The sequence below is a fragment of the sulfur-oxidizing endosymbiont of Gigantopelta aegis genome (assembly GCF_016097415.1).
GTDB lineage: Bacteria > Pseudomonadota > Gammaproteobacteria > GRL18 > GRL18 > GRL18.
The window spans coordinates 78,728-105,274 of sequence record NZ_JAEHGE010000003.1; the positions used below are offsets into that span (position 1 = coordinate 78,728).

The following is a 26,547-nucleotide window of genomic DNA, read 5'->3' on the forward strand; positions in this document are numbered from 1 at the left end:
AAGTGTGACCTAAAATGAATGATCAAACAAAAAAACCGAATAAAAGCTATACATCAGAATTTAAAGAATCAGCTGTCAAATTAGCTAATGAGACGGATCAACCCGTTTCTCAGACTGCCAGGGAGCTAGGTGTTAATGTAAATACTCTACATACCTGGATCAGTAAATATTCCAAACCGGTGAAGACGGTAGCCAATAGAAGTGATGAACACATTTATGATGAAGTAAAACGTCTGAAAAAAGAATTGGCAAAAGTGATTCAGGAGCGTGATTTATTAAAAAGGCCACAGCGTACTTTGCAAGGGAAACTTTGTGAAGTACGCATGGATAACTGATCAGGCTAAAGATTACCCGGTAACGATTCTGTGCCGTTTTATGGATGTTTCCCGTAGTTGCTATTATGATTGGGTTAGCTCTCCTAAAACGGATAGAGAGAAAGAAAATGAAGCGCTTACTGAGCAGCTAAAAAACTGTTTGAAGACAGTCGCAAGACTTATGGAACCCGTCGTCTTAAAAGAAAACTGGCTGAAAAAGGCGTTCATATAAGCCGCCGGAGAATTGGTCGATTAATGAAAAAAGCCGGTTTGTTTTGTAAAACGAAGAGACGCTTTAAAGCGACGACTAATTCCAAGCATAATAAGCGTATATCTCCAAATTTACTGGAAAGAGAGTTTACTGTCTCTCAACCTGATCGCTACTATGTGGGTGATATTACCTATATTGCCACCAAGGAAGGCTGGTTATATTTAGCGGTTGTCATTGACTTATTCTCTAGGCAAATTGTTGGCTGGTCGATGGATGAGCGAATGAAAGCCAAGCTAGTCAATGATGCTTTACTGATGGCCATATGGAAGCGTAAACCAATGGATGGATTGCTTTGGCATACTGACCGAGGTAGCCAATATGCCTCTGATAGTCATAGAAAAATATTGTCGGATCATAACATAATTCAGTCTATGAGCCGCAAAGGAAATTGCTGGGACAATGCTGTATCAGAGAGCTTCTTTCATAGTTTGAAAACTGAATTGACGCACCATTGTCGATTCAAAACCAGAGTAGAAGCAAAGCAGGCAATATTTGAATATATTGAGGTATTTTATAATCGGGAGCGACTTCATTCGGCTAATGATTATTTGTCACCAGTCGATTATGAAATACAGCAGGAAATAGCTTAAATCGATTGATTGAAGAGGGGTAAAAGGCGACATAAATGCCGCCCATTACCGTTGACGGCCATCGGCTCCTCAGCCTGTGCCGTGAAGATATTGTAACAGGATCATTACCGTTGTGAAAATACCTTGGGTGAATGGAACGGCTCTATCGTTCCAGAGGGCAAAGCCCTTTCTCTTCTTCATCTATTTAAAGTTAACATGAGAAACTAAAATGATAGGAAATACAAAATGACAAAAATCACTTGAAACAGCCAAAAAAATATTTAGAAAACTGTCCGGAAAAGTGTTGACACATCAAATTGACAGCCTGTAGTTTATAGAGGACTATTGAATTTTCCTCTTTCAAATTAAAAGAATCACAATGTCTTTATTTATATTTTTTATACTACTTTACTCAAGCAGCACATTTGCTCAAACAAACAACAATGTAATCAATGCAAACGAAGCAGTAAATAAGTCCCAAAAAGTGATTATTGGTGAGTTTTCTCAACAGTCTTTAACAGGCTGGGAAGAAAAAGAATTTGCCGGAAAAACACGTTATAAACTGATTAAAATCGCCGGTCAATATGTCCTTAGCGCTCGAAGTCAACAGGCTGCTTCCGGTTTATTTAAAACAATCCATATTGACTTGAATAAAACCCCTTATCTCAACTGGTCTTGGTCAATTCAATCCTCACTGAACAATATTAATGAGCAAAGCAAGTCCGGTGATGATTATGCGGCACGCATCTATATTGTTAAGAAACATTTTTTTTCTGGAAAACGAAAGCCCTGAACTATGTCTGGTCAAGCAATCAAGCAAAGCTATCCCATTGGGATAATGCATTTACTTCACAAGCAAAAATGCTAGCTATACGCGGAAAACAAAGCCTGTTAAATCATTGGTATACAGAAAAAAGAAATGTAAAAGAAGATTTTAAGCGTTTTTTTGGTGAAGAAATTGATTCGATTGATGTGGTTGCTCTCATGTCAGACACAGACAACTCTAAACTCTCTGAGCAGGCATTATATGGGGATATATATTTCACTGCGGAATAACTTAATTAGCCTGAGTTCTGAATAATCCTAAAATAATCAGTTGAATCGTAGCGAGAGTGACTTAGGTGCTGAAGATTAAGGGTTTTACAGGTTATTTTGGCTTTATTCGTAGTCACCCTAAGGGTGAAGTCAAAATATTCTGGAAAATCCTTAAGATTCAGTGCATAAGGCGGTCGCAGTAGGTTCAACTGATTTTTTTAGGATAATACATACGAGCAAGTTAGTTATTATCCAGAACACTGGTTAATTGGATTTTTCTTTTTAGAAATAATCACTTATACTTTAAATTGCTCAATCAAAGCATGTAAATCAACGGCTAATCGAGCTAGATTATCACTTGCCTGAGCCGTTTCATCTGAACGATGCGACGATTGTAAAGAGATATCATGAATAGTATCAACATTGCCATTAATTTCTTCTGCAACACCACTTTGTCTCTCAATGGATGCGGCAATGATATTATTCATACTTTCTATATTTTCTACCGAAGAAACAATACCCAAGATAGCATCACCCACCATTGAAATTTGTTCGACGCCATCATTTGATTGCTCTCGACTCGTTGCCATTAATTTCACTGCATGCTTAGAGCCCGACTGTAGCGTTTCAATCATCTGTTGAATTTCTTGGGTGGCCTCTTGAGTCCGTCCTGCAAGTGTTCTTACCTCATCGGCAACCACCGCAAAGCCTCGACCTTGTTCACCGGTTCTGGCCGCTTCAATGGCGGCATTCAGCGCCAATAGGTTTGTTTGCTCTGCAATGCTACGGATCACCGCTAACACCGAGCCTATTTGCTCACTATCTTGCTCAACTTTATTAATAGCATCTGACGCATTTTTAATACCATCAGAAAGGGTATTTATTATCTTTGTAGAGGCATTAACGATTTCTGCACCATTTCTTGATTTGGTCTTGGTTTCTGTTGCAGAATCCGCAGCAACCGAAGCATTTTCTAACATTTCCAGCACACAGTTTTTCATTTTTGCAATAGCCGATGCAACTTCTGATGTTTGTACCTGTTGTTCTTGAGACCCCTTATGCGTTTCCAGAGTAATTTTAGATAATTCTTCTGAGGTCACATTAATTTGTTGGGCGGAACTATTAATTTCACTAATAATGACTTGAAAACGTTCTAACATAGTATTAAATGCATGACCGGTTTGACCAATTTCATCTTCTGATTCAACCTCAACTCGTAAGGATAAATTGTTTTCCGTCGTTGCCTGATTCATAGTTTTTGCCAAACTATGCATAGGTTTAAGAATTCCATTGGCCAACCAGGCCAAAACAAACATCACCAATAATGCTAAAGCAATGCCAATAATGTTCGTAGTCAGAATAAAGTTATCCAGATCACCCACTTCTTCTTTAATCGTCGCATTTAATTCCTGTGAAAGCTTCTCTAGTATTGTTTCACTATCATGAACACTGGCACGCATGGCGCCCAACAAGCCCTCTTTACTATTAAGGCCTTTAATTTTTGAATTATTAACAAAATTAGTAAATTCACTTTTATATGATGCCATTAATGCCTTTAGTTTTTCTTTGACTGCATCCGAATAATTACTTTTTTCCAAGGTTTGAGAAAAAACACCAACATTTTTTTCAAACTTTGCCAGATATTTTAGATCTAGGCGCAACATAAAATCTTTTTCATTACGTCTGAGTTGCAACATATCGGCTCTTAGTGCCGCATCAGATAAGGTTTTTATCTCACTTTCCACCTGATGCACTGATTTACGTAACAAACCATAAAGCCCGTCTTTGGGATGCAGTCCAATTTTTTGCTGGATTGAAATGAGTTCCAGAAAATTATTTCTGTATTGATTAAATGAGTCTTTAATCGTGACGACCGAGCTAGTATCTAAACCCGCATTATCGACTGCTATGGTAAGCTCTTTAACCTGATCATTAACAAGGTTTGAGAAGTTTTTCTCAAATTTATCCTTATATTTTATGTCATTACGCGCCAGAAAATCCTTTTCATTACGCCGCAACATGAGCATGCCGGCCTGAACCTTAGTAATTTCAAGACTCACCTTGTCAAAAATTTCTAATTTATGAACGGTAAATTGACCTAATAGCAAAATTCCAATCATTGAGACTAAGGTCAATGCACTGGCAAATATAAATTTTTGTTTTATTGTAAGCATAATAAGCATTTCTTAATTAATAGAGAGATAAGAAGTATATCGGCAAGAAACTAAAGATCTTGAGCGATATTTAGCAAATTTTAAAAAGCGATCAACTCCCCTTGCAGCCATTATATTCTGAGTGATGGGCTTATGCATTAAATATTCTGACAGGTCTTTTTTATGACGCGGTTTAAGGCTTCATTGGGATTTATTTTTCGAGCGATTAAGCCCGTTTGTGTCATAAAAACCTGATAAGAAACCTTATCAATCATAGGTAAATAAACTGACTGCCCATATTCGGCATCCAGCATGGGTAGCCATTGATAATTTCTTTTAAATGCCCATAAATCAAACACTTCTTCGGCTTCCAGGGCAAATACACTGGGTAGATTATTACGTTGCTGGCGTATATCTCGGTAACGACCGGCAATACGATCTAATTGATAATTGGCATCTAAGCCTAATACATTTGCCCAAGCGTGCCATTTTATAATCCGTGCTTCCATTTGCCATTCATCACCTTGCAGGACAAATGACTTTTTCTGACAGCCTTGTAATTGTAAAACCTGAACCTGGAATTGCTGCTTTTGCAATGCTTGTACTGAGACCAGTGCAATCGGTGCTTCGTGGCTGAGACGGTGATAAATCAAGACATTACTGGCGACTAAAGAGAGGCTGATAAAAAAGAACAGAACTAAGAGCAAATAACTACTATTACGATAAGTCGCCCAAAGTTTTTTCTTTTTTATCAGGCGAAAAGTACGCACAATGAGGAATATCAGGAGCGCAAAAACAATTGCCAGAGCAATAAAGTAATATGACTCGTATGATAAATTCATGGTTAACCTAATGTGGAATGACTTAAGTATGGAAAATGAATATTAGCGTGCTTAACAATTGATGCGCTTCGTGCCTCAGCAGCATCCTACAGTAAATCACTCAATATATACATGATGGTGCTCAACGTAGGATGCTACTGAGGTGCGAAGTGCATCGTTAGCACTATAACTCAAGCCAATGACTTTATTTATACGGATCGCCTGCTGGCTTAACCAATTCAGCTTCTGTCTTGGCAGGATAATGGTATTTGCCACCAAAAAAAAGTAATGGTTCTGCTTGTTTATCTTGCTTATAAAGATCCAAAACTTCACCCACGACAATCCAGTGGTCACCACCATCATATTGTTTATTTATTTTACAAGAGAAAGAGGCGAGGCAGTCTTTTAAACGCGGGGCGGCATCGGTATCTGAAAAAAGATGTTCATAATGTACCTGACTTTCATCCATATCCATTTTTGCACCCGCAAAATAATTAGACACATCTTCTTGATGAATACCTAAAATATTGACTGAAAAACGAGTACCTTCTTTTAACAAATCTGAAAAAGCCGCTTTTTTTGACGGACAGACTAATAATTGAATAGGATCAAGAGACAAGGAACTCACTGCATTGGCTGTCATGCAACGTACATCCCCCTCATGCTCGATAATAAGCACGGTAACACCCGTGGCAAAAAGACCGATATTATTTCGATAGCCTTGAATCAACTCAGACTTTATTTGTGCAACATCTTTACTCATATATTTCTCTTTTTATTCCAGGCCTAGCCAATCTTGTGGTTTCAGGTAGCGATCATATAGGCGCGCTTCATCAGAACCCTTTTCAGGTTGCCAGTTATAACGCCATTTCACCAAAGGCGGTAATGACATCAGGATAGATTCAGTGCGTCCACCGGTTTGCAAGCCAAACAAAGTGCCACGATCATAAACAAGATTAAATTCTACATAACGTCCGCGACGATACAATTGAAACTCACGTTCAGATTCACCAAAGGGTGTTGCCTGACGTTTTTCTACAATGGGTAAATAGGCCGGAACAAATTGTTTGCCCACGCTTTGCATAAAAGAAAAACAATGCGCAAAGCTCTTTTCATTGAGATCATCAAAAAACAAACCACCGACACCACGCGTTTCATTACGATGGGGTAAGAAAAAATATTCATCACACCATTTTTTATATCTGCCATAATAATCAGGGTCAATTGCATCACAGGCCTGCTTGGCTTGTTCATGCCAGTGAATAACATCGTCTTCAAAAGGATAGTATGGGGTTAAATCAAAGCCACCACCAAACCACCAAATGGCGTCTGAGCCTTCTTTTTCAGCAATAAAAAAGCGCACATTGGCATGGGTTGTCGGAATGTAGGGATTATTGGGATGAATCACTAGAGAAACGCCCATCGCTTCAAAAGAGCGCCCTTCTAATTCTGGGCGTTTAGCCGTTGCCGAAGCAGGCATTGAATCACCGGTTACATGAGAAAAATTAACGCCTGCCTGTTCAAAGATAGCGCCACTTTCTAAAACACGCGTGCGCCCACCGCCACCGCCCTCACGTTGCCACTCTTCCTGAACAAAGTGCTTACTCTGATCGGCATTTTCCAATGCCTGACAAATATCATCTTGTAAAGACAGTAAAAATTGCTTTACTGCATTCGTATCCGGCTGACTCATTAATATCCCAATGTAGATTAATTTCTTTATAGCTCATAACCAACCTAATTTTAGATAGTTATCGCTTAATGTAAATAGTTATCTTTCTTATTTATATGTAAATAAGGGTGATGAGCAGCAAATTCAAATAAAATCTGCAATGCCATAACAAAAAAATGCCAGTTCGGCATAACCGAGACTGGCATTTTTAACAAAAATAATGATTGCTCAGCTTATTAAGCGAGCCGTATTATTATTGCTGTGGTGCAGGTGCTGCTGGAGCAACAGGTGCTGGCGCAGCGTATGGATTACCATAATATGGCTGCTGTGGCGCGTATTGCTGAGGTGCATAACCATAAGGTGCTGGTGCATACTGCTGAGGTGCATAGCCATAAGGCTGCTGATAGCCGCCGTATGGTTGTTGGTAGCCGCCGCCGTATGGTTGCTGATAACCATTACCATTACCATAACCACCACGATAATCATCATCGTCGTCCATCATGTCTTCCATTTCTTCCATCCAGTATCTTGGATCCCACTCATCGTAGGGATTACAGTTTGGAATTTTACCGTATGGGCCATAACATTCAGAATCGTTATTGTTACCCCAAAAAGCAGATGCATTTGAAGCAGCACCCAGGACAATTGCTGAAAAAACTGATATTGCGATTAACTTTTTCATTTTCTATACTCCCTACTCGGTTTTTTATTCTATCTAATACAATATTAATGTGTTAACACACTATAACATTAAATATCCGCCTTGTTCATTATGGTTTATAACCAATTTCCATGCGAATAATAGGTTAACTACTTATAGTATATCATAATATATGGCTTTTCTAATAAACTATGATAATAAAATGTATTTTAGCTGCAATTTTATCTTAGTCACTTCACTCTCTTCATAACTTTCTTTGGGTTCTGCGCCCCAAACCACGCCCGGCCAAAAAGCATCGTTTTCATAACGACCAATAATATGGATATGTAATTGTGAAACGATATTGCCAATCGCAGCGATATTGATTTTATCCACCTTAAAATCTGTTTTCAGTAATTGGGATAATTTATTACTGATCAGTGCAATGTTCTCTGACACACTCGACTCTAATTCATACAATTCTGTTTTATCTACTTTGGGAACCAAGATAAACCAGGGAACCAAGGCGTTATTCATGAGCAAGAGTAAAAAATCATCCGACTCTGATAAAATAAAACAGTCATTCGCTAAACGTGAATCTAGGGTGAATTTTTTTGCCATGCGTATAGCCTTATGTGGAATAACTTTATGTGAAATAAACTAAAATTTAAATATCTTAGATTCAACTCATAAGTGCAACACTATTTGGTTGTATTTGTGATATTTGCTGGTTTATCGCTGGCTCATGAAATTCCCGGGGTGGCCGAGCGTAGCGATGGCCACCCCGGGAATTTCATGAGACAGCGACGCGCCTGACGGCGCTACTAAAAAAATCATAAGTACAGCAATGATTTGCTCGAAAAAATGGCCAATTGCTTGTAAAATCGGCCATTTTCTCCTGCAAGAGTAAAGTGACTTATGAGAACTTACAAGCAATTGACACAAGAACAAAGATACTACATTTCGACTGAGATTAAAAATGGCATTTCCCAGTCTAAAATTGCTCAGGCGATTGAGGTGAGTAAATCTACTATATGCCGTGAAATTAAACGCAACGCTGGTTTACGTGGCTATCGATTTAAGCAAGCTCAAGAAAAAGCCGTTAAGCGTCGCTACAATGCTTCTAAAGCAATTAAAATGACGGATGACATGATTGCCCTTATTGATGAAAAGCTTTCACAGCACCAGTGGAGTCCTGAACAGATATCAGGTTGGTTACTGAATGACAAAATGCTACTTCTTAGCCATGAACGTATTTATCAACACATATGGGATGATAAGAAGCAAGGTGGTGATTTACATCAGTATTTAAGGCGTCAGGGAAAGAAATACCAAAAGCGTGGTAGTAACGGTAAAAGCAGTCGAGGACAAATAATTAATCGAATTTCCATTGATGACCGTCCTAAGATTGTTGATGATAAACGTCGTGTTGGTGACTGGGAAATTGATACAGTGATCGGTAAAGGACACAGTGGTGCTCTGGTCACGATTGTAGAAAGAAAAACGCTTTACACATTAGTAGCAAAAGTGAATGGCAAACAGGCTGATTGGGTGACACAAGCAACAATACAATTGCTTAAACCCTTTAAAGACAGGCTTCATAGTATTACCGCAGACAATGGTAAAGAGTTTGCTTATCATGAGCAGGTAAGCAAAGCTCTTGATACAGCATTTTATTTTGCCCACCCTTATTCTTCATGGGAGCGAGGGTTAAATGAAAATACTAATGGACTGATTAGACAATATTTTCCTAAAGATACAGACTTTAAAGAAGTGACTGATAAAGAGGTTTACAACATGATGGAAAAACTTAATAATAGACCTAGAAAGGCACTCGGCTTTCAAACACCATTCCAGGCAATGAAAAAATCATTTGCAAGAACTGGAATTTCCTGCGTTGCACTTCAGAGTTGAATCCGCGTATTACTTAATAGAGCATTCTGTCCATGAACCAATCGGTGCAATTTGAAATGTATTGACTCATGAATAGACAGAAATACTGGAATAATAATGAGTACCAACACCGTGGCGAATGCCAGTCCAAAAGCAATTGAAACCGCCATCGGGATCAAAAATTGGGCTTGCAAGGAGGTTTCAAATAGCAAGGGCGTCAACCCAGCAATGGTGGTTAACGAGGTCAATAAAACAGCCCTAAGACGTTGTACAGAAGCTTCAATCAACGCTTCTTGTACTTGCATTCCCTGATCCCGTAGACGTTTGTAAAAACTCACCAAAATAATTGAATCATTCACCACGATACCCGATAGACCAAAAATACCAAAGACCGATAATAAGGTCAGGTCAATGCCCTGAATCCAATGCCCCCACAATGCACCAACGAGTCCAAAGGGAATAATTGACATAACCACTAAAGGCCAACCATAGGAAGAAAACACCCAGGCCAAAACAATATAAATTAACATCAAGCCCAGAATACCACCCCATTTCATGTGTGCAATGGTTTCTTTTTGATCTGCAGAACGTCCTTCAAAACTATAATCAACCCAGTATTTTTGTTTCAGTTCCGGTAAGATTTTTTCTTCTAACGAGCTTAGAATTTGATTGGCATTATTCACTTGAGAATTAACTTCTGCTGAAACTTCCAACGCCAACTCACCATCTGCATGGCGTATCACTTCAAAGCCCTGTCTCACGGTCCATTGTGCAACACTCGCAAGAGGTACAAATTCACCCGCCGGAGTACGAATATTGATACGCTCTAGGGTATTGATTTGATCCCGTTCCTGCTTGGGCAATTGCACTCTTACTTCAACTTCATCAGCACCGTCTTGAAAAATCTGTACCAAATTACCATCAAATGCCGTTCTTAGTTGCTGGCCAATATCGGTCACCGTCAATCCCAGAATTTCACCAACAGGTTTAAGCGTATAAATTAATTGCTCTTTACCATAGGGCATATCATCATCAACACCATACACGCCCTCGATACTTCTCAATGCCTGTGATAATGAGGTGGCCGCTTGCTTTAATTGCTCACTATTTTTGCCATTGAGGCGGATAGCAATATCACTTCCCTGCGGCCCGGTTTTGCGTGACAAAATGGTAAGATTATCCATCCCAGCAACGTCTTTTAATTTACTTCGCCAGCGTTGAATAAATTCTGTATTGCGTACCTCACGATGATCCGGCTCCACTAATTGCAAGAAGATTGCCCTTAGTTGATCACCGCTTTTTCTGGTACTACCGCCGCTAAATGAACTGCCACTGATCATCACTGCCATATCAATATTTTTGCCACCAAACTCCTTATCGGTTTCGATAAGTTTATCTTCCATGTGCTTTAAATAGGCTTCCGTCGTATTTCTTGAGGTACCGGAAATAAAGCTCACATTAGCATAAACAATTTGTGCTTCCGGTGAGGGGAAGAAGGTAAAATTAATGCGTCCGCCTGCGACTAGGCCAATCGTCATCACTAAACTGGACAAAACCATAGACACGGTAATCGTACGATGACTTAAACACCAGCTAATGACCGGACGAAATTTTTTCTGGCGAAAAGAATCAAAGCCCGCATCCAAACGCTGTCGAATTGTAGGTGAGGTATTCTTTTCCATGGCAGATTCCGAAACTGATTGCCGTTTGATATTGGCAAAGGCATGGCGTAAATGACCGGGTAAGACAAAAAAGCTTTCCACTAAAGAAGCAAAAATAACACAGATAACAATTAATGGAATATCAAATAAAATATTGCCCATAATGCCGCCAATCATCATCAGCGGTAAAAATGCCGCGATAGTGGTCAGTGAGGAGGCAATCACCGGCACAAACATACGTCTTGCGCCACCCTCTGCCGCCATAAGCGGTGCTTCACCCGCCTGATAGTGCGATAGCGCATCTTCACCCACCACAATGGCATCATCAACAATGATGCCCAATGCCATGATCAGACCAAATAGACTGATCATATTAATCGTGCCGCCCACTGTGTACAAAACCGCCAAGGTCGCCATAAACGAAATCGGGATGCCTACCGCCACCCAAAAAGCCACCCGGGCATTGAGGAATAAATACAGGATCAGTACGACTAAAACCAATCCACCGCCACCATTTTTAAGCAATAAATAAATACGGTCACGAATCATTTGCCAACTGGCATCAAACACTTCTATTTTAATACTCGGAGGTAAGGTCGCCCGTTTTTCTTCTAACCACGTATTCAAAATATCAGCAGCTTTGAGCGCATTACCATTTTCCGTGCGCTTCAAGGCTAACTCAACGACTGGCAAGCCATCTTTTAAACGCAAAACACCTTCTGCATCGGGCTGGCGTTGAATCGTTGCGACATCACCCAAGCGTACAAAATCGGTGCTATTGGCAACGATAGGAATTTGTGCAAATTCCATTTCACTACGCGCCTGTTCTAAACTGCGTAACTCTTTAGCATTGTGTTGTCGCCCCAAGGTACCAGCAGGCATATCCTTGCTGAAAGCATTAATTCGAGCGCTCACTTCATCCAAAGTCAGTTCCAAATATTGTAGCTGCTCAATGGAGATTTCAATATTCACTTCCTCATCAGGCAGACCGTTAATTTCAACCTTATCAATACCACGCTTACTCAGCTCACGTTCAAATTGATTGGCCAGCACTCTCAGTTCTGATAAAGTGTCTACACCGGAGACCAGTATTTTCGCAACGCCTTCATAGCGAGTCAGGTTTTCCACCTGAGGTTTTTGCGCATCCTGTGGTAGATTGCGAAATTCATCAACTTTTTGTTTGACCTTGTTTAAAGCCAGGATCATATTACTGCCATCATGGAATTCTAACTGAATAGAAGACACATTTTGTGCTGATGTAGAGGTCATATTTTTAACATCATCTACATTTTTTAATGCCTGTTCTAGGGGAATAGTAATACCTTGCTCGATGTCTTCCGCACTAGCACCCGTCCAAATTACACGCACACTAATACGATCCAATTCAAAGGTGGGAAAAAACTGGACATTAAGGCGTGACAAAGCAAAAACACCGGAAAGAATCATCATCAGCATTAATAAGTTGGCAGCCACTTTATGATGGGCAAAAACAGATAAGATGGTCATTTTGCAGTACGGTCTCTGGCATCAGAAAGCACATCTTTTAGACCGCTCTCAACCTTTAGACCACTAAAGGCATTAGGCAAATGGGTAGCAAGAATCGCATCACCTTGCTTAAGCTCGGCGCTTTGGATTAATAACAATGGCTTTTGCAACGCATGGCCTGCAACGGGTTCATTGTCCGGATGATATTCACCCACTGTTTTGACCCGTACCAACTGCAGACGATTATCCTTAATGCGATACAGTCGATCACGTCCATACATCGCCTGATAAGGGACTTTAATTAAATTGTCGCGCTCAGGTCTTTGTAAGTGTACAACGACAATGGCTCCCATTCTAAAGTGAGCTTTTCCCGCACTCATAGAAAAAATCGCATCAACACCACTGGCCTGAGCCTCACCGGAGATACGATTTAAGCTAATAACCGTCTGATGACTACCATTATTGGCAGTACCACTCAAACTCTGACCGGCTTGCATACTTTGCTGGATCTCTGAGAGAATATTCACCGGCAATTTGGCACGAATTTCCAAATGTTCAGTGGAGTAAAAACTCAATAATTTTTCATTACTATTAACCCGATCGCCTTGGGCAACATTCACTTTTGCCACCAAGCCGGTAAACGGGGCAATAATCTGACTGCGCTCTAAGGCCAGACGATTTTTAGCTAAGTCTGCTTGTGCTTGCATCAAACGTGCTTCTATTTGCTCCTGCCGAGAGGGATGTTCAGCCACCAAAAACTGCACTTTATTATAAGATAAACGACGTAGCTCAACCTGTTGCATGGCTTGTTCAGTTTCAGAAATTGAGCCCAGTTTCTGACGTTTTACTTTCTCTGCCCGGGATAAGGCTTTTTCACTGAGGTGTAGTAATTTCTTTTCATTCACCAGTGAATCTAAATTGGTTTTATGCCGCAGGGCTTCACTTTTGAGTAGTGCCTGTAATTCTTTAACACGGCCTTCAGACTGTAACAGCAATGGTTCAAAGTCTGCAGGGTCCAGGGATAGCATTAATTGACCGGCTGTCACATAATCCCCTTCTTTTACTTTTACCTGAGCCACTTGACTCGCACCAGGCGCTGCTGCATTAAGTAATTCAGACGTTTCTACCCGACCATACAAGGTAATAGTGGGTGACAACGTTTGCTTATCGACCAAACTATGCTCAACACGCCAAACGTGTTCATCAATGGTAATTTCGGGAGTTTTATCTTTGGTTGCTATCATGGTTTTAAAAAACACCATGGCCAGCACAAAAATAATGATGGGGATAAATAATTTTTTTAACATATTTTCTTTTAACTTATTTTGTAACTATTCAGTAAATTATAAAGTACATATTTAGTATCAGGTTTTATCAGCATCAACTAGGGTGGGCATGGCTTTATCTGCCCACGCTGACTTTATACCCTTTACACTTTCAGCGTGGGCACAAAAAGCGTGCCCACCCTACCGTTTTGTACTAAGTAAGATGAATAAACGGATGAACGCTAAATAGTTATCTGTTTTTTAAACAAGTCATTAAACTATTCAGCAAAGTGAGGCAATCACTTTCATTTTTCAAATCAGCCTCTTCAATAATTTTTATTTCCGGCTTCAAGATCAATAAAGACTGCACAAAAAATCCGGATGATAGTTCAATTTGTTCATACTGCTGTTCCGTTTGATCATTCTCTTGTACCGTAAAGAGAGGCGTTGAGCGAAAACCACAACTCGGTGATTTAGACTTCACTATCAATGCACTTAGATCAGGGTATTGTAACAAGAATGTCTGAGCATAGGATTTTAACGCATCCGTCACATCCAATGTGTGATTATTGACACCAAGAACACGAATTTGTTCGCTTTTATTGCCAGATGACAGTTTCATCAATTGGATCTTAGGCCTAGGCACTCCCAACCCAATGGCGACTTCGGGGCAAAATGGTATTAATTCTACATTATTAGCAATGTTTGCAAACTGTTGCAAAAACACTTCAACAATCAATGCATGCTTCTTTTCCTTGCCATCATAACGAACCTTTTGCCCCAAAAGACAGGCACTCACCGCAATTTTTAATTTATCTGGCATAGCCCCCAATATACCCCGTTTACAAGCACTTTTCCACAAGCTAAGATTTCACCAAAAAAGCACCTAAGCCTTACAAATATGATAGAATTTAACGAGATTTAGAACACAAGTTTTAGAGCTCTAGGATACTGCTGAGGAACGCAGCACATCATCCTCATTAGCTTAACTGAATAACATTGACAGCAACTGAAAAAAAGGCATTCAACATGAAAATTGGCACTCCACTTTCCCCTTCAGCCACCCGCGTTTTATTTTGCGGTGGCGGTGAATTAGCCAAAGAAGTCGTGATTGAATTACAACGTTTGGGTGTTGAGGTCATCGTGGTTGATCGTTATGACAATGCGCCAGCCATGCAAGTCGCACATCGTAGTCATAGCATTAACATGCTGGATGGTAAGGCCTTACGTGAAGTCATAGAAAAAGAACAACCGCATTTGATCGTGCCAGAAATAGAAGCCATTGCCACCGCCACACTGGTCGAACTGGAACAAGCAGGCTTTAATGTCATTCCTTCGGCTCGGGCGGTTCATCTCACCATGAACCGTGAAGGGATTCGCCGTTTAGCGGCTGAAGAACTGGGTATAAAAACGTCTCATTTCAAGTTTGCACAAAGTAAACAAGACTATCTGGCCGCAGTTAAAGAAATTGGTATTCCCTGTGTCGTCAAACCCATTATGAGTTCATCGGGCAAGGGGCAAAGTACCATCCGTTCTGAACAGGACATTGAAAAAACCTGGCAATATGCTCAAGAAGGCGGTCGCACTGGCGAGGGCAAAGTGATCATTGAAGGCTTTGTGGATTTTGATTATGAAATCACCTTACTGACCATACGCCATGCCAATGGAACGGCATTTTGTGAACCGATTGGGCACAAACAAATTGACGGGGACTACCGTGAATCTTGGCAACCACAAGCCATGTCAGCCATTGCTAAAGAAAAATCCATACAAATTGCCCAAGCAGTAACCGACAGCTTAGGCGGCTGGGGTTTATTTGGTGTCGAGTTTTTCATTAAGAGTGATGAAGTGTATTTCAGTGAAGTATCCCCTCGCCCACATGATACTGGCTTAGTGACACTCATTTCTCAGGATCTATCCGAATTTGCCTTACATGCCAGAGCCATTCTTGGCTTGCCAATACCCAACATTCGTCAATATGGCTCCAGTGCCTCATCAGTCATTTTGGTTAACGGGGAATCTTCACAAGTTGAATTTTCAGGCTTAGAGACCGCCTTAGCTGAAACAGACACTCAGCTCAGACTCTTCGGTAAGCCCAAGGTAAAAACCCAACGGCGCATGGGAGTCGCATTAGCACTCGATGAAAGCATAGAAAAAGCACGTGCCAAGGCCGTACGTGCTTCCAAAGCCGTACAAATAAAATTATAAACAGATTTATAAGCTACAACTTAGGATTTTTTGGGTACTAGGATTTTTTGGGTACTACGCTCATCTTCATCAGGCGATCAATTCGACGGATATAAAAACGCGTTTCAAGTGGGGTGAAGGGAGAAACTTTATCCCAATCATTCATTGCATCGGAATGCTCTATTTTTTTACTTTTATTGATCGCACGGAGTTTTTTACGCGCTTTTAACACTCGAGCAAAACCAGCATTGTAACTGGCAAAGGTGAAGTTTAAACGCTCTTCCACTGACACGTTTTTCTTTTTCCAGCGTTTATATAATTGACGATTATAATAAATTGCAGCCGCTATATTCCAACGAGGCTGATCTATTTTACCAAAATTAGGCTGTTTTTTGAGGATTTCTTGATAGGTTGAGGGCATGATCTGCATGATGCCAATCGCACCGACCCGACTTTTTGCTTTCGGGTTTAAGCCTGATTCGGCAATACCCTGAGCTTTAAACCAATGCCAATCGACATCGGGGCCAAAGTAATGCTTGGCATTTTTTTTAAAATGCCGATCATATTTATTCGTCCAGTGTTTATGTTTTACGTGCTTATGAGTTCCAGCCAAAGCAATGGCAGGAATCAAAATAAGCAGTAAGCACAAAAAACTGCTTTTAAGCGCAGGCATTAATTCAGCCCTAAACCAATCACTAAGCCTAATGCAGTGCCGATGCCAATAAACATCCCCATCAGCATCAAACCAACGGCAATATTGCCCTCGGCAAGTTGTTCGGGAATACTAAAACTCACAATATGACTAAAAAGTTTACACCCAAACCACATAAAAAAAAGGGTCAACACCCCACCCATACAAGCGTATAAAACATTAAGAAACATAGGATCAATATTATCGGTCATGCAATTACCCATTTTTATTTATTATTATTTTTATTCGTAGAATCAATTTAACGCATTCAATTCAGCTCAGTCAAATTTATGTGCTCATTTTAAATAAACTTTAAGCCGATACCATTATCTCCAAGGCGAACAATGATCATATCTAGAATGGGAGCTTCAAAGGGGGTGTCAATTAATTGAACTTTTACCTGACTGCCAACCGGCGGTAGATTAGTCGTTTTTGACAGTAAATAAATGCCACCATCGGAAATGTCCTTTGTTTTCACTTCAACCGTACCTACATCCGGATGCGTTAGTTTAACGCTGGACATTAAATGTGTTCGAACAGATTTTCTTTGATTTTCACTCATTTTTTATCCTGTTAGCTCATTCTTTTGCTAATGATTTTAGCCATTTACACCATGGCTTTCTTGGTTTTTTTGGCCACATTGTCTCTTAAATAAATAGGGCTGACCTGCTCTGCACTCACTAAGTTAGCAGACTCCACATCCCTGAGCGCCAAATAGGCAACATCCCTTGCATGAGGATAAAAATACTCATTGCCCAGTTCAGAGCATTGCTCTCGAATAGTGCTTAGTGCCTCATCATAAACAGTCCAGCCATTGCCTATAGTAGTCCAACTAGAATCCAGACGAATGGATGCATCCAGTACTGACTCTAATGCCTCAGGCTTTAACACCCGCTCCTGATGATTAAGCGTCATAAATCCCGTTTTTATCTCATAACGACCAAAATAGATTTCATCCATTCGCGCATCATTAGCCACCAATAATTGACTATATTGTGCTGCATATGCTTGCTCTCGATAAACACCTTGCGCTAATGCTGCCAGAGAAGAAATTTGTGCGACAGGTAAATCAGCCCCATAAGCAATGGCCTGTATCACACCCGTTGCGACTCGCACACCGGTAAAAGCCCCGGGACCAATACCAAGCGCCAGAGCATCCATTTGTTTGATATCATATCCGGCCTCTGCCAGAACAGAATCAATCATCGGTAAAATCAATTGAGTATGTTGCCTAGGCGCCATTTCAAAACGTTCGACACAGGAAAAATCCTGTTGCTCTCCCTCTAATAATACGGCAGAACAGGCATTAGTGGAGGTTTCGATGGCAAGTATTTTCATGCAATTATTTCATAGCTTATTAATTTTAATCAGTATTGTTTTTTATTTTAGCAGAAATATGGGAATAACCATCGATGTTAGCGCATTTATTTACACTTAAACGCTAGAATTTGACTGCATACCCATGAATTTTTCCTGTAATTGCCTAAAATCAGTTTCTATGGGCATTGGTGGTAATGTTTCTCGCAAATAATACCCATAGGCTTGGGTAAAAAGTCGGGGATCCGCAATGACTAAAATACCCACATCGTCACTATCACGAATCAAGCGCCCTGCCCCCTGCTTCAAAGCAATACCAGTTTGTGGCAGTTGGTATTGATAAAAAGCATTTACACCCTGCTCTTGCATGGCCTTGATACGTGCTTGCAATATTGGCTCATACGGTGAGGCAAATGGTAGCTTATCAATGATCACGCAGGACAAGGCTTCACCTTTGACATCCACACCTTCCCAGAAACTACTTGTGCCTAATAATACCGCTTTGTTGGTATGTTTAAATTGTTCAACAAGTTGCTGTCTGGGGGCATCCCCCTGAACAAATAAATTAAAGTCCATTGTTTGCAATATTTCTTTGGCCTCTGCCATAGCACGATAGGAAGTAAAGAGAATAAAGGTTCGCCCTTCTAACCACTGAATAATCGGTAACACACTACGGATGAGTGCTGAGGTATAGAGTGCGTCATTAGGCAAGGGTAAATTTTGAGGTGCGTACAGAATGGCCTGAGTTGAAAAATCAAAGGGGCTCTCCAGCTTCAATACTTCACAATCATCCAAGGCCAATTGCCGAGAAAAATAATCAAATTCAGACTTATCCTGCTCTTCCGCAAACTCTGTATTCATCGCATTATGCGACTTAATGCTTAAGGTCGCCGAAGTAAAAATCCAGTGTGCATCCGTGCTATGTAATTGTTGCTTAAATTCTTCACCCACCGACATGGGCGTTAGCTGAATCATCAAAGAACGTCCCTGGCATTCAAACCAATGAACCATATTATCGGGTGTACTACCGGTTAATAACTCAAAATTAGTCAATAGTTGTTCACTACGTTTAAAGCAGCTTTCTAATTCTGCACTGCTTTTTTCCAAACCGGTAGCAGTAGACTCAAGATAGAGTTTTAGTTTTTTTAAGCCATAGAAAATTTCATCACATAAGGGCTTAATTGATTCACTGATTGCAGACCAACTTCCCCGTTGCTGGTAGCGATTTAACACCATAAACAAATCATCCAGCATACGTTTAATATCATCACTCAAAGCAATAAATCGCGGCAGGGGCAAGGATAATTGCGCAATGTGTTTACGCGAGTCCTGTAATAATTGTTTAATTTGTCGGGCTGATATTTGCCGGGAAAAAAAGTGCGAAGCAATATCCGGCAATTGATGGGCTTCATCAATAATATAAGTTTGCGCAGCAGGCAGTAACTCACCTAATGAATCGGTTTTTAATTTGAGGTCGGCCATCAGCAAGTGATGATTAACGACAATAATATCAGCATCAAAGGCTTGCTCTCTGGCTTTTAAAACATAGCATTCATCATGAAACGAACAGTTATTACCCAGACAGTTATCACTATTGGATGTCACTATAGACCAGGTCATTGAATCTTCTTTAACTTGGGCAAATTCAGCAATATCAGCAAATTCAGTCTGCTCTAATTGCTGCTGTATAGACATTATTTCTAACTGCGTTGACTCATCATACCAGGCCTCTTCACGGGCTTTTTCAAGGCGATAAAGACACACATAATTGCTACGGCCTTTGAGTAAACTAAAGTTTAATTGACGTTGTTTGACGGGTTCGAGCATCGCTGCTATCAGAGGTAAATCTTTACGGTATAATTGGTCTTGAAGATTTTTTGTTCCCGTACTAATAATAATTTGTTGAGATGACAAAATAGCGGGAATCAAATAGGCAAATGTTTTGCCCGTCCCTGTACCGGCCTCACATAATAAAATACTTTTATGTTGCTTGGATTGCAGACATTGCTCAATTTTCTGCGCCATAAGCAATTGTGCATCGCGGGGAGAATAGTGCTGTAATTGTTGAGCCAATAGCCCATCGGAGGAAAAAATATGCGACAGGTCGATGGTCATTTTTGAGTGCGTTTCTGAGTGCGTTTCTGACTACATTTCTGAGTACGTTTTTGACTACATGGTTGAGAGAGAAGGCACTTTTTCAATTTGTTTTTTTCTATTTGAATTATGCTTCGCCCGACCAATCAAGACTCCAGGCTAGGGTGGCTATTTTTTTAAAACGAGCCAGAGTCATCGCACCTTTTTTAGCTTTTTTACTTTGTTTGTCAATGACATTTTCTGACAATGTTGCTCGGTCAATTTCATAAATTTCAAATGGTTCGTAGTCATCATTCAATAATACTAATACAACACTATCCCAGTCTTGTTCAATTTTAAGCTGGCCAATACGGTGAGTATTTTTAGCATCGCTAAAAATAGTACGGCCTTTAATTTGAATTTTATCACCCTGCAAGTCACCGGATTGTTCGGTGCCTATGGCTTCATAACCAATTTGATCCGCTGCAGGTGCGAGATGTAACAAACGTATCGCATCGTAGGTAGAAAGTTCCCCACTGACACCAGCAAGCCGATAAACAAAGGTGTTGATAAATGCGATAAATTAAGCTATTATTCTTGTAAAATCAACATTTAAGGGGATATCTAAATGGATAAAATATCTTCTGATATAAAACAACCAAGAATTCCAGTTGAAATTAACGATATTCAGGTTAATTTTTGCAAAAATCCATTGTGCCAAAATTATGGTGTTCCTGCCAGCACAGAAAGCCAAGTTAAACTCCATAAATCACAAAAAGACTGCTACAAATTATCAAGTGGTAGTCGAAAGCCAGTTACTAAACTGATTTGCAAGTCTTGTAATGAGTTATTCCCAGTTAAGAGCAATCAAGGAATTTGGGATGAATTACAGCGAATTGAAGAATATTTAAAAGAAACTCCAGAGGTGTCATGCCCTGATAATTCATGTAAAAATAATCTCATTAGTATTAAGTTAGGAAAAGAATTTTACCAGTCTTTTGGGAAAACAAAATCAGGTTCTATACAGTGGACCCCATTGTCAAGACAGCTTTCTCAAATATTAAGATATAATTCTGTTGGTTATTTATAGTATTAGTCTTATCCACATATCCACAGGTCTGCCAGTAGTCCAGAGACGCTTGCGATATATCTCAGGGCTACTGGCTTGGCCTGTGGATATGTGGACAAGGCGGTTGCCAGTAAAGTTGATTATCCTCTCATCATGCTGCCCGTTTTAAGTCTGGAACAACTTCTTTCATCACGCCATAGATCTCTGCAGGCGTTTTTCCACCGTGTGTACTGTGTGGTCGTTCATGGTTGTAAAACTCAAAATATTCCTTTAATGAGCTCTTTAGCTCATCAATACTTTGGTAATCCTTGAGGTAAATTTCCTCATATTTTACACTTCGCCAGAGTCGTTCAATCATAATGTTATCCATTGCTCTGCCTTTGCCGTCCATGCTGATTTTTATATCATTGGCCTTTAGAACACCTGTAAATGCTCTGCTAGTATATTGAGCACCTTGATCCGTATTGAAGATTTCTGGCTTTCCATATCGTCGCAGTGCTGTTTCCAGACTACTGATACAAAAGCTTTCTTCCATGCTGGTTGACACTTCCCAGGACAGCACAAAACGGCTACTCCAGTCCATAACAGCACTTAGGTAGACAAATCCATGTGGCATCCGTAAATACGTGATATCTGTGCACCAAACCTGGTTATTCCTATTAATATCAATTCCTTTGAGCAAATATGGATAGAGGTTATTTACTTTGCAAGGCTTGCTGGTATTGGGTTTTGGTGCCACTGAAACCAATCCCATGATCCGCATAAGCCGTTGAACTTTTTACGATTAATTTTATAACATTTCAATCTTAATGCATTACGAATTTGACGACTGCCATAGAATGGATGTTTTATGTACAACTCATCAATCAAATTCATTAATGTTAAATCTTTATTTTGCAGAGGCTTTTTAGGTTGATAGTAATAGCTTGAACGGTTCAGGCCGATAAGCTCACATTGTTTTTTGATGCTCAACTGAGGGTGCTCTTTTTCTATGCAACACCGCTTTTCTGCTCTACTCAGTTGAACATCTTCAACTTTTTTGACAGCCAGTCAGCCTCTACTTTTAGTTGACCTATTTGGCTGTACAGGTGTTCTTTTTCCTTTTCATGTTCAGCATCTTTATTCTCTAATTTTTTTGAAAAAGTATCGGCTGCACCATCAAGCATCTGCTTTTTCCAGCTATTGACCTGGGTGGTGTGCACTTCAAATTCTGACGCAATTTCTGCGACTGTTTTTTGACCTTTCAAAGCCTCAATGGCTACTTTTGCTTTAAATTTGTTGTTGAATGTTTTTCTTTTTGTGCTCATTTTTTTGTTCCCCGTTAGGTTAGCTCTTATATCTTAACCTATTGTCCAGTTTTCGGGGTCCACTATAATGGCATCAATAATGAATTTTTAACTCAGTTTCAATTTAGCATGAAATATAAGCCGGATGTATTCCATCTGGCATTAGAAAAAGGGGCAGATATTTTTATTGAGGATACCAGAGATGATAAAATTCTAAAAAAAATCCCTGCCTGGCATCAGCAGATTATTGATGCAGAAACCTTTATTGTCTTACCTGTATTGGTAAAGAAAAAAGCCATTGGCCTATTCTATGGTGATCGTTTTAAGTCTGGTGAGCTGACTATTAAAACAGAAGAATTGAAGTTGATGCAAAAATTAAAATTTCTAGCGTCAGAAGCCTTAATAAAAAGATATAAGTGCTAGAGGGCGTAGGGTGGGCATGGCTTTATCTGCCCACCCTACGGTCAAAATTATCAAATAATTCTAGAATAAACGAATAAACACTAACTAAAAGAAATAAGAATCACTGAAATATTATCTTCGCCACCCGCTGCATTCGCTGCATTAATTAAATGTTCAGGAATGCTTTCAGCTGAGTTTTCATATTTGATAAGAATGTCCAGGACTTGCTCATCACTGACCATTGTGGTCAGGCCATCCGAACATAATAATATTTTCTCACCCTTTTTTGCTGGGTGCAAAGAAACATCCGGAGCAACTTCAGGATAGGGGCCAAGTGCCTTAGTTAATACATTGGCTGGGGGTTCATCACCTTCAAAACATTTATCTTTCCAAAGCTGTAATAGCGAATGATCAGTGCTGAGTTGCGTCAGTGATTGCTTGTGATAGGTGTAAGCACGACTATCGCCGACATTGAAAATAATAGACATTTTACGTTCAGGCAGATACCAGCAACCGACAATAGTCGTTCCCATGCCCTTGCCCTTAAGCATACCGCGATCCGTATTGGCCTGACAAATCTTTAAATTGGTTTTTTCAATGGCGGCTGTGACGGCTGAAACTTCAGCAAACTCTACATCACTGCGGCTGGGTTGAGCTTGGCTTGGTTGGGTTAATGCTTGCTCAACGGTGTCAGCAGCCATTTTGCTGGCAACTTCACCGGATTGATGTCCACCCATGCCATCAGCGAGAATAAAAAGATTATTATCTGAATTCAGGCGTATATTATCTTCATTATGCTTTCTGGATCGACCCGTGTCAGTTTTACCATGAGCCTTACATTTTATGGATAGGAAACGTGATAGCATAAATTAGTTTAATATTCCTTAAGTTAAAGAAGGTAAGTTAAAATTCATTAGTAAAACAATCATAGTCTAGTTTGAAAAATATGCACGGATTTCTTTGTTCTCTGATGAAGATTATATTAACAACAGCCTCCACTGGAATCATTGCTCGTGGCGTTTGTACCTGATTGACTACTCTCAAAGGGAATATTGGTGCCACAACCTGCAAAAATTCCAAAGTGCTTGCTCATATCGCCATAAAATTTAAAGTGAGGTTTAAAGCGAGTTTCCTGTAACATTCTCCAGGTATTGCCACAAACGGGAAAGTGGCGTCCTTTTTCAATGGCATGATGAGCATCCAGGACAAATATCTCTTCGTGATGTGGAATGCCCCCTTGATAGACAACACTTTGACCATAATCTTCACAGGCACTTTCCAGATTATCCAACTTAAATAAACGATAAGTGGCAGAATAAAAATTAATATGGCCGATGAGTGTTTCGATTTGGGCATTATCAATGGCCAGAGGCCGATCTTCCACCAGACGTGGATCTTTAAATCCACACTGTTTGGCCAGATTTAAAAAATCATTCCAATATAAGGCACCGCTTAGGCATTCTCCATAGAGCACAGGATCTTTAACCAATGCTTCAGGAACACGACGATCACTATAAACATCAGAAAAATATAACTCACCACCGGGCTTTAATACTCGATAGGCTTCTTTTAAAACGGCTTCTTTATCCGGTGATAAATTGATCACGCAATTAGAAACAATGATATCAAAGCTATTATCTGCTAAATCTAATTCATCAAGACGTTCAATGTAACCTTTTTTAAAGGCGATATTAGCTTGCTTGTAGCCGAAGACCTCGGTGTGATAATCGATGTACTGATTAGCGATATCAAGTTGTTCATCGGTCATATCAATGCCCAGAACATAGCCTTCTTCACCCACTAATTGCGAGAGAATATAGCAATCACGACCTGAGCCACTACCTAAATCCAATATGCGCATGCCCTCAAGCTTTTGTGGTCGTACTAGTCCGCAGCCATAATAACGAGAGGCAACCTCGGCATGGATCTTACTCATGGCCTGTTTTAAATGCTCGGGGAGATCAGTGTCGGTGCAACAGGCATCTGTTTTCAAATCACCTGAGGACTGCAATACCTTACCATAATAATCTTTTACTTCATCAAACATACCAAGCTACCCTACCGCCATTAAAAAGGAAGTGGAAATCATATACAAAAACGCCTTATAAAGAAAGTAGCAGGTGACTAATCAGCCTTGTGTGGCTTGAATAAAGTGCAATGCTCTTCTATTCTTAATAGAGGTTAAAGTAAAAAAATCTTACGTCGATAAATTAATTCAATGTACACAGTGAAGGTTAGACAATAGTGAAACAATATTTATGACAATCCCTCCATTTTATTGGACTCTTTTAGGTGAAATTGGTTTAGTTATTATTGGTGTTTTAGTGACAGTGATTATCTTTGTCATAAAAGATCGGAAAAAACTACGTGAATACTCGTTTTATCTTAAAAAAGTCATCAAAAAATTAAAGAAAAACTTCAGGATAAAGAAAGTGACCAGGATCAGGAGCGCGTTCTTGAATTGCTACAGGCTCTGGTTGAATACGTGCGGGAACAGTATCAGATAAAATTTGGCAATGCGATTGTCGTAGCCGCTGAAGAAGATAGTGAAGGAAATATTGAAGGAAACAGTGAAGAAGCTGTAAAGGCAATAGATGATAAGCCATCAGTTGACAAATTTGTCTTTATTGCTGGCTTTCAAACGATGATTGCAGAACTCAGCGCACTGGAAAACAGTAACGATCCTGAGACAACCTGGCATAAAATTCAAAGTGAATTAACCCCGCTATTTGAAAATTATCTTGAGCCTATTCTTGCTCAAAGTGATATGTCAGGGGCATCAGGTGGTGACTTTAAGGAACAATTGGATAATGCGCTTAAGCGTGTTGATAATCTGGAACAGTTTAAGCAATTATATTTTGAATTACAGGCTAAGCTCAGTAAGAGTTTGGCAGATATCGAATCATTAAATCAACAAGTTATTGAGCAGGCTGAGGGCAGTGATAATTTTGATGCAATAAGACAGATCATCGAAAAAAATAAAACCCATTATGTTGAAATGGGTCAAATGATTGGCATGGATAAAGAACAACACCATGAAAGTGTTGCGGGTTCGATGGATTATAGTGAGGCGATTATCAATGAGCGCAAGGATGAAATTAAGCGCCTTAAAAATAAGATTGCCCAGCAGTTTGAAGACATTTGGAAGTTACAAAATAGGGCATCAGGCAATGCAGAAGGCGATAATTCTACACCACCTGATGTGGCAGAACTCAGTGCCGGAATTGACACGATTTCACGCAACCTAAAAGATGCGGAAATGTGTATTGAAACAATGGATATGGAAATTCAAACCCTCACGGCTGAAATTACTAGCCTGAAAAGCCAATTGAAAGAGTCCGGTGGTGAACAAACGACAGATCAGTCTGCTCAAGAAGCAGAAGCCGTCATTGCTAGACATGCTCAGGAAAGCAAGGAGCTGATGAGTTGTATCACCGGTCTGGAAGATGATAATCAGGAGCAATATAATCGCATTAAAGCCTTGGAGGAAGAGTTGGGCAGTAGTGCGGAGTTTAAGGAAAAATACCTGAAATTAGAAGCAGAGTATTCGGCAATGGAAGCAAAATATCTTGAGACAATGTCTAAATAATAGTGTATTTTGTTTCTCAATCTCCCCCCTACGTTTGTGTAAGTGATAGATTGTAGAACAGTAGGATGCTGCTGAGGAACGAAGCGCATCACAAATAGTACAAACAGAATAATACCGTTAATTATTACCCAGAACTTAGGTCATGCACACTTAT

24 protein-coding genes and 2 pseudogenes are annotated in these 26,547 nt (G+C 40.0%); 8 read left to right on the forward strand and 18 right to left on the reverse strand.

The genetic code is table 11. The annotated features are described in order from the left end of the window. Positions 1-14 precede the first annotated feature (14 nt). The 3 genes and pseudogenes from JEU79_RS23835 to JEU79_RS27865 all read left to right on the forward strand — a co-directional run bounded on the left by JEU79_RS23835 (position 15) and on the right by JEU79_RS27865 (position 2,210). Positions 15-1,175 (forward strand): annotated as a pseudogene (locus JEU79_RS23835) (IS3 family transposase). A gap of 358 nt (positions 1,176-1,533) precedes the next feature. Then, positions 1,534-1,947, forward strand: a complete 414-nt coding sequence (locus JEU79_RS27860) for a DUF3047 domain-containing protein (protein WP_281401111.1) — start codon at positions 1,534-1,536, stop codon at positions 1,945-1,947. Further along, positions 1,944-2,210, forward strand: a complete 267-nt coding sequence (locus tag JEU79_RS27865; RefSeq protein WP_281401115.1) for a DUF3047 domain-containing protein — start codon at positions 1,944-1,946, stop codon at positions 2,208-2,210. Before JEU79_RS27860 ends, JEU79_RS27865 begins: the two co-directional genes overlap by 4 nt. A gap of 275 nt (positions 2,211-2,485) precedes the next feature. On the opposite strand, the gene JEU79_RS23845 is transcribed toward JEU79_RS27865, so the two are convergent. The 6 genes from JEU79_RS23845 to JEU79_RS23870 form a co-directional block, all read right to left on the reverse strand. Beyond that, positions 2,486-4,363 carry a methyl-accepting chemotaxis protein gene (locus JEU79_RS23845; protein ID WP_198266431.1) on the reverse strand — a complete coding sequence of 626 codons (1,878 nt, stop codon included), beginning with the start codon at positions 4,361-4,363 and terminating at the stop codon, positions 2,486-2,488. Between the two features lie 137 nt (positions 4,364-4,500). Beyond that, complete coding sequence (locus JEU79_RS23850) at positions 4,501-5,184, reverse strand: hypothetical protein (RefSeq protein ID WP_198266432.1); 684 nt, start codon at positions 5,182-5,184, stop codon at positions 4,501-4,503. Positions 5,185-5,368: 184 nt separating this feature from the next. Then, a complete protein-coding gene (locus JEU79_RS23855) occupies positions 5,369-5,926 on the reverse strand; it encodes a flavin reductase family protein (RefSeq protein ID WP_198266433.1) in 558 nt (185 codons plus the stop codon). 12 nt (positions 5,927-5,938) lie between these two features. Next, complete coding sequence (gene hemF, locus JEU79_RS23860; protein WP_198266434.1) at positions 5,939-6,856, reverse strand: oxygen-dependent coproporphyrinogen oxidase; 918 nt, start codon at positions 6,854-6,856, stop codon at positions 5,939-5,941. Between the two features lie 232 nt (positions 6,857-7,088). Further along, positions 7,089-7,517, reverse strand: a complete 429-nt coding sequence (locus JEU79_RS23865) for a hypothetical protein (RefSeq protein ID WP_198266435.1) — start codon at positions 7,515-7,517, stop codon at positions 7,089-7,091. Between the two features lie 168 nt (positions 7,518-7,685). Then, complete coding sequence (locus JEU79_RS23870) at positions 7,686-8,096, reverse strand: HIT family protein (RefSeq protein WP_198266436.1); 411 nt, start codon at positions 8,094-8,096, stop codon at positions 7,686-7,688. Between the two features lie 297 nt (positions 8,097-8,393). Between JEU79_RS23870 and JEU79_RS23875 the strand changes: the two genes are divergently transcribed. After that, positions 8,394-9,389, forward strand: a complete 996-nt coding sequence (locus JEU79_RS23875) for an IS30 family transposase (RefSeq protein WP_198266437.1) — start codon at positions 8,394-8,396, stop codon at positions 9,387-9,389. Here JEU79_RS23875 and JEU79_RS23880 read toward each other — a convergent pair. The 3 genes from JEU79_RS23880 to JEU79_RS23890 all read right to left on the reverse strand — a co-directional run bounded on the left by JEU79_RS23880 (position 9,380) and on the right by JEU79_RS23890 (position 14,602). Then, the gene (locus tag JEU79_RS23880) at positions 9,380-12,535 is read right to left on the reverse strand and encodes an efflux RND transporter permease subunit (protein ID WP_198266438.1); all 3,156 of its coding nucleotides are present in this window, start codon (positions 12,533-12,535) and stop codon (positions 9,380-9,382) included. The genes JEU79_RS23875 and JEU79_RS23880 overlap by 10 nt on opposite strands. Next, complete coding sequence (locus JEU79_RS23885) at positions 12,532-13,821, reverse strand: efflux RND transporter periplasmic adaptor subunit (RefSeq protein WP_198266439.1); 1,290 nt, start codon at positions 13,819-13,821, stop codon at positions 12,532-12,534. Before JEU79_RS23885 ends, JEU79_RS23880 begins: the two co-directional genes overlap by 4 nt. Before the next feature lie 208 nt (positions 13,822-14,029). Further along, positions 14,030-14,602: a 2-thiouracil desulfurase family protein gene (locus JEU79_RS23890; RefSeq protein WP_198266440.1), complete on the reverse strand. Its 573-nt coding sequence runs from the start codon at positions 14,600-14,602 to the stop codon at positions 14,030-14,032. 206 nt (positions 14,603-14,808) lie between these two features. On the opposite strand from JEU79_RS23890, the gene purT reads away from it, so the two are divergent. Then, the gene (gene purT, locus JEU79_RS23895) at positions 14,809-15,987 is read left to right on the forward strand and encodes a formate-dependent phosphoribosylglycinamide formyltransferase (protein ID WP_198266441.1); all 1,179 of its coding nucleotides are present in this window, start codon (positions 14,809-14,811) and stop codon (positions 15,985-15,987) included. Positions 15,988-16,024: 37 nt separating this feature from the next. Here the strand turns inward: purT and JEU79_RS23900 are convergent, their stop codons facing one another. The 6 genes from JEU79_RS23900 to JEU79_RS23925 all read right to left on the reverse strand — a co-directional run bounded on the left by JEU79_RS23900 (position 16,025) and on the right by JEU79_RS23925 (position 20,552). Further along, complete coding sequence (locus JEU79_RS23900) at positions 16,025-16,639, reverse strand: transglycosylase SLT domain-containing protein (protein ID WP_198266442.1); 615 nt, start codon at positions 16,637-16,639, stop codon at positions 16,025-16,027. Next, on the reverse strand, positions 16,639-16,869 hold the full coding sequence (locus tag JEU79_RS23905) for a DUF350 domain-containing protein (protein ID WP_198266443.1): 231 nt from the start codon (positions 16,867-16,869) through the stop codon (positions 16,639-16,641). The genes JEU79_RS23900 and JEU79_RS23905 overlap by 1 nt, the downstream gene beginning before the upstream one ends. Before the next feature lie 89 nt (positions 16,870-16,958). After that, on the reverse strand, positions 16,959-17,219 hold the full coding sequence (locus tag JEU79_RS23910; RefSeq protein WP_198266444.1) for a PilZ domain-containing protein: 261 nt from the start codon (positions 17,217-17,219) through the stop codon (positions 16,959-16,961). Positions 17,220-17,263: 44 nt separating this feature from the next. Beyond that, positions 17,264-17,995 (reverse strand): tRNA (adenosine(37)-N6)-threonylcarbamoyltransferase complex dimerization subunit type 1 TsaB, encoded by a 732-nt coding sequence (gene tsaB / locus JEU79_RS23915; RefSeq protein WP_198266445.1) that lies wholly within the window; start codon positions 17,993-17,995, stop codon positions 17,264-17,266. A gap of 96 nt (positions 17,996-18,091) precedes the next feature. Next, positions 18,092-20,089, reverse strand: a complete 1,998-nt coding sequence (gene yoaA / locus JEU79_RS23920; RefSeq protein WP_198266446.1) for a DNA repair helicase YoaA — start codon at positions 20,087-20,089, stop codon at positions 18,092-18,094. Between the two features lie 106 nt (positions 20,090-20,195). Beyond that, complete coding sequence (locus JEU79_RS23925; protein WP_198266447.1) at positions 20,196-20,552, reverse strand: hypothetical protein; 357 nt, start codon at positions 20,550-20,552, stop codon at positions 20,196-20,198. A 123-nt stretch (positions 20,553-20,675) separates the two neighbouring features. On the opposite strand from JEU79_RS23925, the gene JEU79_RS23930 reads away from it, so the two are divergent. Next, complete coding sequence (locus JEU79_RS23930) at positions 20,676-21,137, forward strand: hypothetical protein (protein WP_198266448.1); 462 nt, start codon at positions 20,676-20,678, stop codon at positions 21,135-21,137. A gap of 130 nt (positions 21,138-21,267) precedes the next feature. Here JEU79_RS23930 and JEU79_RS23935 read toward each other — a convergent pair. Further along, positions 21,268-22,423: pseudogene (locus JEU79_RS23935) on the reverse strand (IS3 family transposase). A gap of 108 nt (positions 22,424-22,531) precedes the next feature. Here JEU79_RS23935 and JEU79_RS23940 point away from each other — a divergent pair. Then, positions 22,532-22,825, forward strand: a complete 294-nt coding sequence (locus JEU79_RS23940; RefSeq protein ID WP_198266449.1) for a hypothetical protein — start codon at positions 22,532-22,534, stop codon at positions 22,823-22,825. A gap of 80 nt (positions 22,826-22,905) precedes the next feature. Here the strand turns inward: JEU79_RS23940 and JEU79_RS23945 are convergent, their stop codons facing one another. Next, on the reverse strand, positions 22,906-23,670 hold the full coding sequence (locus JEU79_RS23945; RefSeq protein ID WP_198266450.1) for a PP2C family protein-serine/threonine phosphatase: 765 nt from the start codon (positions 23,668-23,670) through the stop codon (positions 22,906-22,908). A gap of 116 nt (positions 23,671-23,786) precedes the next feature. Beyond that, positions 23,787-24,851: a methyltransferase domain-containing protein gene (locus JEU79_RS23950; RefSeq protein ID WP_198266451.1), complete on the reverse strand. Its 1,065-nt coding sequence runs from the start codon at positions 24,849-24,851 to the stop codon at positions 23,787-23,789. Between the two features lie 414 nt (positions 24,852-25,265). Between JEU79_RS23950 and JEU79_RS23955 the strand changes: the two genes are divergently transcribed. After that, complete coding sequence (locus JEU79_RS23955; protein WP_198266452.1) at positions 25,266-26,393, forward strand: hypothetical protein; 1,128 nt, start codon at positions 25,266-25,268, stop codon at positions 26,391-26,393. Positions 26,394-26,547: the final 154 nt, after the last annotated feature.

Bases quoted from the DNA above. Each gene is read 5' to 3' on its own strand.
- JEU79_RS27860 (WP_281401111.1), top strand. From the start codon at position 1,534: ATGTCTTTATTTATATTTTTTATACTACTTTACTCAAGCAGCACATTT.
- JEU79_RS23845 (WP_198266431.1), bottom strand. From the start codon at position 4,363: ATGCTTACAATAAAACAAAAATTTATATTTGCCAGTGCATTGACCTTA.
- JEU79_RS23850 (WP_198266432.1), bottom strand. From the start codon at position 5,184: ATGAATTTATCATACGAGTCATATTACTTTATTGCTCTGGCAATTGTT.
- JEU79_RS23855 (WP_198266433.1), bottom strand. From the start codon at position 5,926: ATGAGTAAAGATGTTGCACAAATAAAGTCTGAGTTGATTCAAGGCTAT.
- hemF (WP_198266434.1), bottom strand. From the start codon at position 6,856: ATGAGTCAGCCGGATACGAATGCAGTAAAGCAATTTTTACTGTCTTTA.
- JEU79_RS23865 (WP_198266435.1), bottom strand. From the start codon at position 7,517: ATGAAAAAGTTAATCGCAATATCAGTTTTTTCAGCAATTGTCCTGGGT.
- JEU79_RS23870 (WP_198266436.1), bottom strand. From the start codon at position 8,096: ATGGCAAAAAAATTCACCCTAGATTCACGTTTAGCGAATGACTGTTTT.
- JEU79_RS23875 (WP_198266437.1), top strand. From the start codon at position 8,394: ATGAGAACTTACAAGCAATTGACACAAGAACAAAGATACTACATTTCG.
- JEU79_RS23880 (WP_198266438.1), bottom strand. From the start codon at position 12,535: ATGACCATCTTATCTGTTTTTGCCCATCATAAAGTGGCTGCCAACTTA.
- JEU79_RS23885 (WP_198266439.1), bottom strand. From the start codon at position 13,821: ATGTTAAAAAAATTATTTATCCCCATCATTATTTTTGTGCTGGCCATG.
- JEU79_RS23890 (WP_198266440.1), bottom strand. From the start codon at position 14,602: ATGCCAGATAAATTAAAAATTGCGGTGAGTGCCTGTCTTTTGGGGCAA.
- purT (WP_198266441.1), top strand. From the start codon at position 14,809: ATGAAAATTGGCACTCCACTTTCCCCTTCAGCCACCCGCGTTTTATTT.
- JEU79_RS23900 (WP_198266442.1), bottom strand. From the start codon at position 16,639: ATGCCTGCGCTTAAAAGCAGTTTTTTGTGCTTACTGCTTATTTTGATT.
- JEU79_RS23905 (WP_198266443.1), bottom strand. From the start codon at position 16,869: ATGACCGATAATATTGATCCTATGTTTCTTAATGTTTTATACGCTTGT.
- JEU79_RS23910 (WP_198266444.1), bottom strand. From the start codon at position 17,219: ATGAGTGAAAATCAAAGAAAATCTGTTCGAACACATTTAATGTCCAGC.
- tsaB (WP_198266445.1), bottom strand. From the start codon at position 17,995: ATGAAAATACTTGCCATCGAAACCTCCACTAATGCCTGTTCTGCCGTA.
- yoaA (WP_198266446.1), bottom strand. From the start codon at position 20,089: ATGACCATCGACCTGTCGCATATTTTTTCCTCCGATGGGCTATTGGCT.
- JEU79_RS23930 (WP_198266448.1), top strand. From the start codon at position 20,676: ATGGATAAAATATCTTCTGATATAAAACAACCAAGAATTCCAGTTGAA.
- JEU79_RS23940 (WP_198266449.1), top strand. From the start codon at position 22,532: ATGAAATATAAGCCGGATGTATTCCATCTGGCATTAGAAAAAGGGGCA.
- JEU79_RS23945 (WP_198266450.1), bottom strand. From the start codon at position 23,670: ATGCTATCACGTTTCCTATCCATAAAATGTAAGGCTCATGGTAAAACT.
- JEU79_RS23950 (WP_198266451.1), bottom strand. From the start codon at position 24,851: ATGTTTGATGAAGTAAAAGATTATTATGGTAAGGTATTGCAGTCCTCA.